Annotated in this window: 9 protein-coding genes; all 9 read right to left on the bottom strand. The window is 70.6% G+C overall.

Annotated elements, in window-relative coordinates; all coding sequences use genetic code 11:
* Window positions 1-964, bottom strand: a 964-nt coding sequence (locus tag MNY62_RS03095) for a tetratricopeptide repeat protein (RefSeq protein ID WP_242342631.1), incomplete at its 3' end; no start/stop codon positions are given.
* A 208-nt stretch (window positions 965-1,172) separates the two neighbouring features.
* Window positions 1,173-2,555 (bottom strand): acetyl-CoA carboxylase biotin carboxylase subunit, encoded by a 1,383-nt coding sequence (accC, locus tag MNY62_RS03090; protein ID WP_242342630.1) that lies wholly within the window; start codon window positions 2,553-2,555, stop codon window positions 1,173-1,175.
* A 21-nt stretch (window positions 2,556-2,576) separates the two neighbouring features.
* A complete protein-coding gene (accB, locus tag MNY62_RS03085) occupies window positions 2,577-3,134 on the bottom strand; it encodes an acetyl-CoA carboxylase biotin carboxyl carrier protein (RefSeq protein ID WP_242342629.1) in 558 nt (185 codons plus the stop codon).
* Window positions 3,135-3,171: 37 nt separating this feature from the next.
* Window positions 3,172-3,744 (bottom strand): elongation factor P, encoded by a 573-nt coding sequence (gene efp, locus MNY62_RS03080; protein WP_242342628.1) that lies wholly within the window; start codon window positions 3,742-3,744, stop codon window positions 3,172-3,174.
* 99 nt (window positions 3,745-3,843) lie between these two features.
* Window positions 3,844-4,206: a roadblock/LC7 domain-containing protein gene (locus MNY62_RS03075; RefSeq protein ID WP_242342627.1), complete on the bottom strand. Its 363-nt coding sequence runs from the start codon at window positions 4,204-4,206 to the stop codon at window positions 3,844-3,846.
* Window positions 4,207-4,323: 117 nt separating this feature from the next.
* Window positions 4,324-4,929 carry a hypothetical protein gene (locus MNY62_RS03070; RefSeq protein WP_242342626.1) on the bottom strand — a complete coding sequence of 202 codons (606 nt, stop codon included), beginning with the start codon at window positions 4,927-4,929 and terminating at the stop codon, window positions 4,324-4,326.
* Between the two features lie 9 nt (window positions 4,930-4,938).
* On the bottom strand, window positions 4,939-7,686 hold the full coding sequence (gene pilQ, locus MNY62_RS03065; RefSeq protein ID WP_242342625.1) for a type IV pilus secretin PilQ: 2,748 nt from the start codon (window positions 7,684-7,686) through the stop codon (window positions 4,939-4,941).
* Between the two features lie 5 nt (window positions 7,687-7,691).
* Window positions 7,692-8,237 carry a pilus assembly protein PilP gene (locus tag MNY62_RS03060; RefSeq protein WP_242342624.1) on the bottom strand — a complete coding sequence of 182 codons (546 nt, stop codon included), beginning with the start codon at window positions 8,235-8,237 and terminating at the stop codon, window positions 7,692-7,694.
* The gene (locus MNY62_RS03055) at window positions 8,234-8,860 is read right to left on the bottom strand and encodes a type IV pilus inner membrane component PilO (protein WP_242342623.1); all 627 of its coding nucleotides are present in this window, start codon (window positions 8,858-8,860) and stop codon (window positions 8,234-8,236) included. The genes MNY62_RS03060 and MNY62_RS03055 overlap by 4 nt, the downstream gene beginning before the upstream one ends.
* Between the last annotated feature and the right edge of the window lie 4 nt (window positions 8,861-8,864).

Genomic DNA, 8,864 nt, shown 5'->3' with positions numbered 1-8,864 from the left:
TGAACGTGGGGCCGAAGGCGAGCGGCGTCGCCGCCGGGTGAGCCGGGGCCACGCGCCGCGCCGCGCCGGCGCCGGCGCCGAGCGCCGCCGCTGCGTCCGGGTCGTCCGGCGCGAGCTCCTGGACCTTGCGCCAGGCGGCGCGGGCGTCGCCCGCGCGGCCGCGCTCCTCGTGGACGCGGGCGAGCTCCTTGTAGACGGAGAGCGTCTTGGAGGTCTGGCCGAGGTCGCGGAACGCCTGCGCGAGGAGCTGCAGCGTCTCGACGTCCTTCGCGTCCACCTTGAAGGAGAGCTGGAGCTTCGCGAGGGCGCGCTTCGTGTCGCCCTTGCCGAGGTAGATGTGCGCGAGCTCGCGGGTGAGCGCGTGGTCGTCGGGCGTGAGCACCGCGATGCGCTCCGCGACCTTGAGGTACTCGTCGGCGCGGCTGTTCCGCTTCAGGTAGGCGGCGGCCCGGCGGAAGCACTCGAGGGCCGCCGCCGCCTGACCGGCGCGCGCCTGCATCTCGCCGAGCTTGATCGACGACGCGATGTTGTCCGGGTCGAGCTCCACCATGCGGCGGAGGACCTCGGTGAGCCGGCCGAGATCGCCCGCCTTCTCGTGCGCGGCCGCGACGGTCTGGAGCTGGGCCATCGCGTCGCTCATGAGCCCGAGCTGCTGGTAGAGCGCGGCGAGCCGCTCGTTGGCCCGGACGTCGTCCGGGTCGAGCTTCACGATCTGCTTGTAGACGGCGACCGACTTGAGGAAGAAGCCCTGCTCGGCGTAGGTCTCGGCGACCTTCTGGAACGCGGCGGCGGCGGCCTTGTCGTCGCCCTTCTTCTGGTGGAGCTCACCGACCTTGAGGAGGATCCGGACGTCCTTGGCGTCCTCCGCGAGGATCTTCTCGTAGCTCTTGATCGCCTTGTCGTACGCCCCCTTCTGAACGTGCTTCGTCGCCTCGGCGATGATCTTGTTCTTGTCGACAGCCATCGGGCCGAGGGGTCTCGCTGCGCTGGGGGGTCCCCGAGCATGTGCGCACCGGCGCACCGGCGCCGACGGAAGGGGCCCAGGGGCGGCGTCGAGCGTAATGGAAGGTCCGGGGGCGGTCAAGGAGCCACCCCCGCGAACCTACATAGGAATTCGGGTGTTTCAGGCGGCCGCGGAGGCGCGCGCGGCGGCGCGCTCCGGGCCCGCGCGGCTACCCCGCCGCCGGGGTCTTCGGCGGCGCCTCGACCGGCGCGGGCGGGTTCAGGATCTGGTCGACGATGCGCGTGTCGTACTGACCGCCCGCGAAGCCGGCGTGAGCGAGGACCCGCTTGTGGAAGGGGATGTTCGTCTTGATCCCCTCGATGACGTACTCGTGCAGCGCCCGCGCCGCCCGCTGCATGGCGATCTCGCGCGTCGCGCCGGTGATGACGAGCTTGGCGACGAGCGAGTCGTAGTAGGGCTGCACCTTGTACTGCTCGTACGCCATGGTGTCGACGCGCACGCCGTAGCCGCCGGGCTGGTGGTAGCCCGTGATCTTGCCGGGCGACGGCGCGAACGTGACCGGATCCTCCGCGTTCACGCGGAACTCGATCGCGTGGGCGTGCGGCACGACCGAGTCCTGGGTCCGCTCGAGCGGCTCGCCCGCGGCGAGGCGGATCTGCTCGCGCAGGAGGTCGAGCCCGTAGACCTGCTCGGTCACCGGGTGCTCCACCTGGATGCGCGTGTTCATCTCCATGAAGTAGTAGCGGCCCTTCTCGTCCATGAGGAACTCGATCGTCCCCACGTTGTTGTAGCCGATGCTCCTCATGGCCGAGAGCGCCACCTCGCCCATCTCGCGGCGGAGCGCAGGCGTGACGGCGGGCGAGGGCGCCTCCTCGATCATCTTCTGGTGTCGCCGCTGGACCGAGCACTCGCGCTCACCGAGGTGGATCACCCGGCCGTGCTCGTCGGCCACGATCTGCAGCTCGATGTGGCGCGGCTCCTCGACGTAGCGCTCGAGGTACATCGAGCCGTCGCCGAACGCGGCCAGCGCCTCGTTGCTCGCGGTGTCGAAGAGGTGGCGGATCTGGCTGCGGTCGCGGCAGATCTTCATGCCGCGCCCGCCGCCGCCGGCGGCCGCCTTGAGGATGACGGGGTAGCCGACCTCCTCCGCGACCCGCTCGGCCTCCTCGGAGTCCTTGAGCTTCCCGCGCGCACCGGGGAGGAGCGGGAGCCCGGCCTTCTCGGCCGCCTCGCGCGCCGCCACCTTGTTCCCCATGAGCCGGATCATGTCCGGCCGGGGTCCGATGAACTTGAGGTTCATCCCGGTGACCAGCTCCGCGAACTCCGCGTTCTCGGAGAGGAAGCCGTACCCGGGGTGAATGGCGTCGGCGCCGGTGACGTCGGCGGCGGACAGGAGCGCCCGGACGTTGAGGTAGCTGTCCCGGGACTGCGGCGGCCCGATGCAGATGGCCTCGTCGGCGAAGCGGACGTGGAGCGACTCGGCGTCGGCGGTCGAGTGGACCGCGACGGTGGCGACGCCGAGCTCGCGGCAGGCGCGGATCACCCGGAGGGCGATCTCGCCCCGGTTCGCGACGAGGACCTTCTTGAACATGCGGTAGGCTCCCGCGGGCGACTAGCCCGGGACGATGCGGAAGAGCTGCTCGCCGAACTCCACCGGCGTGGCGTTCTGGACGAGGATCTCGGCGATGGTCCCGTCGATCTCGGCCTCGATCTCGTTCATGAGCTTCATCGCCTCGACGATGCAGAGCGTCTGGCCCTTCTTGACCTTCTGCCCGACGTCGACGAAGGGCGGCGAGTCCGGCGACGGCGCTCGGTAGAACGTGCCGACGAACGGCGAGCTCACGATCGTGCCGGGCTTGTCGGTCTTCGGCTCCGCCTTCGCGGCGGCGGGCGCGGGCGCCGCGGCAGGCGCCGGCACCGGGGCCGCCACCGGGGCGGCGTGGACGGCCGGCGCGGCGTGGAAGGCGACGGAGCCGGACGCGGCGAGCGCGCCGCGGCGGATGACGACCTTCTCCGGCCCGCGCTGCCACGCGATGTGCGTGACGTCGCTCTTCTCGACGAGCTGCACGAGCTTCTTCACGTCCTCCATCGAGAAGCCCTGCCCCACGCCGTTCTCCGGGGTGCGCGCGGGCTCCTGCGAGGGCTGCTGCTTCAGCGGGCGGGTCGCCATCGAGTGGGTCTCCTTCGGTCCTGGGACGGTGCGGCGGCTAGCCGGCGACGCGGGTCAGGTACTCGCCGGTGCGGGTGTCGATGCGGAGGATCTCGCCCTCGTTGATGAAGAGCGGCACGTTCACGACGTAGCCGGTCTCGAGGGTCGCGGGCTTCGTGGCGCCGGACACCGTGTCGCCGCGGATGCCCGGATCGCACTTCACCACCTTGAGATCCATCGCGTTCGGCAGGGTGACGCCGATCGCCTTCCCGTTGAAGAACAGGATGTGCGTGGTGGTGTTGTCCTTGATGAAGTTCTTTGCCTCGCCCATCTGCTCCTCGGTGAGGAACGTCTGGTCGTAGGTCTTGTTGTCCATGAAGTTGAAGTGCTCGCCCTCCCGGTAGAGGTACTGCATCTCCTTCTCCTCGATGTCGGGCTTGCCCACCACGTCGCCGGACTTGAACGTCTTGTCGATCGTCCGACCGGTCACGAGGTTCTTGATGCGCGTCCGCACGAACGCCGAGCCCTTCCCCGGCTTCACGTGCTGGAACTCGATGATCTCCCAGGGCTCGCGATCGATCTCGATCTTGAGGCCGCGGCGGAACGCCGAGGTGTCGAGCGTGTCGGCCATTGCTGTGTCGCTCCTTCGAAGGTCCGATGTGAAAGATGATCCGCCCCGCCGCGCTCCGGCAGCGGGGGCTGCCTGTCCCGACGGTCGGCCGCCCGTCCGCTAGAGCTCTTCCTCGAGCTTCGGCGCGGTGACGCGGAGCAGGTAGCGCGCCTTCCCGAGGTTCCCGCCAGGCGTGAGCGCGACCACCATGAAGTACTCCGGCGAGACCTGCCGGGCCACGGCGAGGAGCCGATCCGTCGAGATCGACACCTCCGCCACGCCGCCCGCCTCGTGCGCCCCGGCCGCCTCTCGCGCGCTGCGGAGCACGCCCGAGTACTCGACGAGCAGCGAGCGCACGTCGGCGACGTCGCCCAGGCCGGTGAGATGCGTGTCGACCTCGATCCCGTCCATGCCCATCAGCGAGCACGCGACGGCACCGTCGACGCTCCGGCAGACCTGCTCGAGATGGGCGCGGAAGCTCATGGGCGAAGGCTCCGCCGGCAAAAAACCTCCGTCATTACGAGCACGGACGCGCGGAGCGGGGTCGTACTTAGCCCGCCCGCGCGCTGAACGTCAAGCGTTCGGCCGGAACGCGGCGCGTCAAGGAGTGGGGGTGGTGGGCGGCGCCTCGCACGCGACGCCGAGCGGGATCTGGCCGAGGTTGCCCGGGCAGGTGCCCTTCAGGACCTCGCCCGTGGGGCACGCCGGTGCGCCGACCGGGCCGATGAGGATCGGCGCCTCGTAGGCCGCCGTCTCGAACGTGGACTGGTCGGCGAACTTGCCCTTCAGCTTCATCTTCGCGACGAGCTGCCCTGGGACCGGCGGCGGCTGAAGCACCAGCCCGATGATCGTGCTGGCTCCGGCTGGCACGACTCCCTGCGTCCGCCCCGCCGAGGTACCGCTCGCGACGCCCGAGTACTCGACCTCGTACTCGGTCACGTAGGCGTCGTTGGTGTTCACGCGGCCCGCGGAGAGGTCGGCGTTGTCCGCGAGCTGGTTGTTCACCTGCATGAACACGATGAGCTGGGTCGTCTGTGCGGGATCCATCGCGAGCGGGCCCATGTGCTGCATGTCGCACGTGCCCTTGAACGAGCACACCACGTCGTCCGGCGGAGCGCAGATGGCGAAGGGCTGGATCGATCCGCCGTTGTCGGCGCAGGCGAGCGCGAGCGAGGCGAGGGCGAGGGCCGCGAGTCTCGTCTTCATGGGCAGCTCCTAGTTCCCCGCGGCGACCGCGGTCGCCCGGTTGAGGATGCGGGGGGTGATGAAGATGAGGAGCTCGGTGTGGTCATCCTGCTCGCTCGTGTTCCGGAAGAAGTAGCCGAGCAGCGGGAGCTTGCCGAGGAACGGGACCTCGCTCGTGCGGTTCGAGGTCTGGCGGGTGTAGATGCCGCCGATGACCGTGGTCTCGCCGTCCTTCACCAGCACCTCCGTCTCCGCCTCGCGCTTCGAGATCGAGGGCTGGCCGTTGGCGCCCGTGAGCTGGGGGTTCGGCTGGTTGTTGGTCGCCTTGATCTTGAGGAGGATCGAGCCGTCCGCGGAGACGTGCGGCGTCACCTTGAGCTCGAGCTTCGCCTCGATGAAGGTGGTGTTCACCCCGGACGCCGACACCTGCGAGAACGGGATCGAGATGCCCTGGCCGATGGTCGCCTCCTTGTTGTCGATGGTGGCGATCTTCGGCGCGGAGATGGTCTTCACGACGCCGTTGTTCTCGAGGGCGGAGAGGCGCAGGTTCAGGTTGAACGCGCCGCCCGCGGAGCCGAAGACGAGGCCGAGGGCGCCGCCCTGCCCGTCACCCACCGGCGCGGGCAGCGACACGGCGTAGTTCGGGTTCGCCGCGGTGCCGAAGCTGTTGCCGGGGCCGGCGCCGCCCGCGGCGGCGACGTTGTTCGGGAAGGCGAGGCCGGTCGGGTTGCCGGTCACCTGCGTGAAGGAGGTGTTGCCGCCCCACTGCACGCCGAGCGCCTTGTTGAAGTTCGAGGAGGCCTCGACGATGCGGCTCTCGATGAGCACCTGGGGGATCTCGGTGTCGAGGTTCCGCACGAGCCCCTCGGCGCGCACCAGCGCCTCCTGGACGTCCTTCACGATGAGCACGTTGGTGCGCTCGTCGGTGGAGACCGAGCCGCGCTCGGTGAGCACGTCCTTCACGCGGCCGGAGACGTCGCCGGCGCGCGCGAAGTTCACCGGGATGATCCGGACCTTGAGCGGCATGAGCGGGATGCGGGCCTTCTCCGCCTCGGCGCGCGCCAGCTGCTCCTTCGCGATCTCGTCGAACCTCGCGATGCGGATGACGTTCCCCATCTCCTCCTTGCCGAGCCCCTTCGCCTTGAGGACGAGGTCGAGCGCCTGGTCCCAGGGCACGTTGCGGAGCGAGACCGTCACCTTCCCGTTCACGTCGTCGGCGACGACGATGTTCTTCTTGGAGACGTCGGCGATGAGGCGCAGCAGGTTGCGGATGTCGATGTCGTGGAAGTCGAGGGTGATGCGACGCCCGGTGTAGCCGCGCGCCTGCGGAGCGCCGGAGAGCGCGTACGCCGGGGCCTCGGCCGCGAAGCCTGCCGCCTGCGCCTCGCTGGCGCGCACCTCCGGGACCGGGGCGGGGGAGGCCGCGGGGGCGTCCTTCTCCGCCGAGGAGAACGTCCAGGCGAGGCCGCCCTTCGTCTCGACGAGCTCGTCCTTCGCCGCGCCGCGCAGCGTGGCGACGATCTTCACCTGACCGGTGGACGGCTGGTTGAAGGAGGAGACCATGAGCACCGGCCCCTGGAACGCGCTCGTGTCGAGCGAGCGCTCGAGCTTCTTCGGGATCTCGGCGTCCTCGAGCGAGAGCACGATCGTGCGCGGGTCGGGGCGGGAGAGCGTGTAGCGCGCCTTGCCGCCGATCTCGATGCGCGCGGCCTTGCCCTGCTGGCCGAAGCGGACGTCGGAGATTTGGGCGCGCGTGGCCGGGGCCTTCTTCGCGGTGACGGCCGCGGTCGGGCTAGCGGCCGCGGTCGGGGTCGGGGTCCCTCGACTACGCTCGGGATGACCGGCCTCAGGAGAGCCGATCGGCGTCGCCTTCGCGACCTGCCCGTCGGTCCCCGCGACGATCGCGAGGCCACCCGCGACGCGCTTCACCTCGTACTTCGGCAGCTCGCCCGCGGCGTCGAGCACCGCGCGGATCTTGCCGTCGTCCTTCCCGAAGCGGACCTGCGTGAACGCACCCGCGAGCTTCACGGCACCCTTCGGCGCGCGGGTCACACCGTGCAGGTCGAGCACGAGCCGAGCGGGGTCACGCAGCTCGAGGATCTCGATCCGCCCGAGCTCGCCGTCGGTGGCGAGCGTCAGGCCGTCCTTGCCCGGACGGACGGCGCGAAGCGTCCGCGCCGAGCCTGCGCCGCCCTCGTCCACGCGCCGGGAGACGACGTGGTCGTCCGCCCCCTGGGTCGCGGTCGCGGTCGCGGTCGCGGCCGTTGCCGCGGTCACGGTCGGGGTCGCGGTCGGGGTCCCTCGACTCCGCGCCTCCGCGGGCGCGGAGGCGCTTCGCTCGGGATGACCGGCCTCGGTCGATCCGCCAGGGCTCGAGGGCTTCGCGCCCTCCGCGAGCACCCGCACGACGACGGCGTCGCCGCGCGGCGTGACCTCGTACGGGCGGGCCGCGTCGAGCGCGACGATGACGCGCCCGACCGCGTTCCGGTCGTCCTGGTACTGCGCGGTCGTGATCTCCGCCACGCCGCCCTTCTTCACGGCGACGGGCGAGGCGAGCTTCGAGACGTCCGCTCCCGCGAGGTCCACGACGAGCCGCGGCGGATCCTGGAGCTTGAAGACCGTGTAGGAAGGCGGCCGGTTCCCCTGGATGGCGACCTCGATCGCGCCGTCGCGCTCGGCGACGTCGAGCGCGCGGATCGCGTTCGGCTCGGCGGCGAGCGCTGGAACCGCGAGGGCGCCCGAGAGGACCACGGCGAGGCGCAGGAGGTGGATTTTCATGGGTGCTACTCCTCGAGGTTCAGCGCCGCCTCGCGCGGGAGGCGGATGACGGTCTTTGTGCGGTCGCGGGTGCCGTCGGCGCGGATGGCCCACTCGGCGACGACGACCTCGCCCGAGCGGACCGCGGCCACGGTGCCCCCGTTCTTTCCGATGCAGGCGCCGCGGCGCAGCGTGTACCCGACGCCGTTCGGCGCCTGCACCATGGCCACGGGATCCTCGAGTCCGGTCACGATCGCGACGAGCTTGAGCTGCTCGAGCTCGAACTTCCCGAGCGGCGTGGCGCACCGAGTCGCCAGCTCGCCACCCTGCTTGGAGAGCTCGCTGAGATAGCTACGGAAGGGATCGCGCTTGCCGACGGAGGTGTAGGCCCACTCCGGCGCGGGCTTCTCCGCGGCCTTCGGGGCCGCTGAGGCCGAGCCCGGCGCGGCGCCCGCGGCGGACGTGGCCGCCGCGGCCGGCTTCGTGGGGGGCCGGGCGGCCGGCGGGGGCGAACCTCCGCAGGCGGCGAGGAGCGCCGCGGCGGCCGCGAGGGCGATGCGACGCGGGCTCATCTCTTCGCTCCTCCGGGCTTCGCGGCCGCGGCGCTCGGATCGATGAACATGAACGCGGTCGCGAGGAACTTCGCGTTCAGGACCATCTTGCCGTTCACATCCTTCGGCGAGTCGAGGACGATGTCGGTGACGTTCACGATGCGGCGCATGCGGCCCAGCGAGTCGAAGAAGGTCGCGATCTCGTGGAAGTTGCCCGTGACCGCCATCGGGATCGGCAGCCGGGCGTAGAACTTCTCGTTCACCGGCGACTTCGGCTCGATCGTGGAGATCTCGAGGCCGGCCTTCTGCGCCCGATCCTGGAACAGCAAGAGCAGCTCGTCCACCTTCTTCTCGTCCGGGAGCTCGGCGAGGGCCTCGCGGAGCTGCTGCTCGAGCAGCTCCTTCTCCCGGCGGAACTGGTTCAGGTTGTTCGCGATCGCCGTCTTCTCGGTGAACTCCTTGTCGAGCTTGGCCTGCTCCAGGTCGGCCCGGACGGCCCGCTCGTTCACCTCGGAGATGGACGGGCCGAGCCGCAGGGAGATCACGAAGTAGTTGAGCACGGTGAGGAGGATCACCGCGCCCGCGACCGCGGCGAGCTTCGCGCCGACCGGCGCCTTGGCGATCCGCTCGATGAGCTGGTCCATGGCG

The sequence above is a fragment of the Anaeromyxobacter terrae genome (assembly GCF_022690685.1).
In the GTDB taxonomy this organism is placed as follows: Bacteria; Myxococcota; Myxococcia; order Myxococcales; family Anaeromyxobacteraceae; genus Anaeromyxobacter; species Anaeromyxobacter terrae.
Note: the sequence above shows the minus strand (reverse complement) of the source record. Positions and strands in the feature narration are given on the sequence as shown.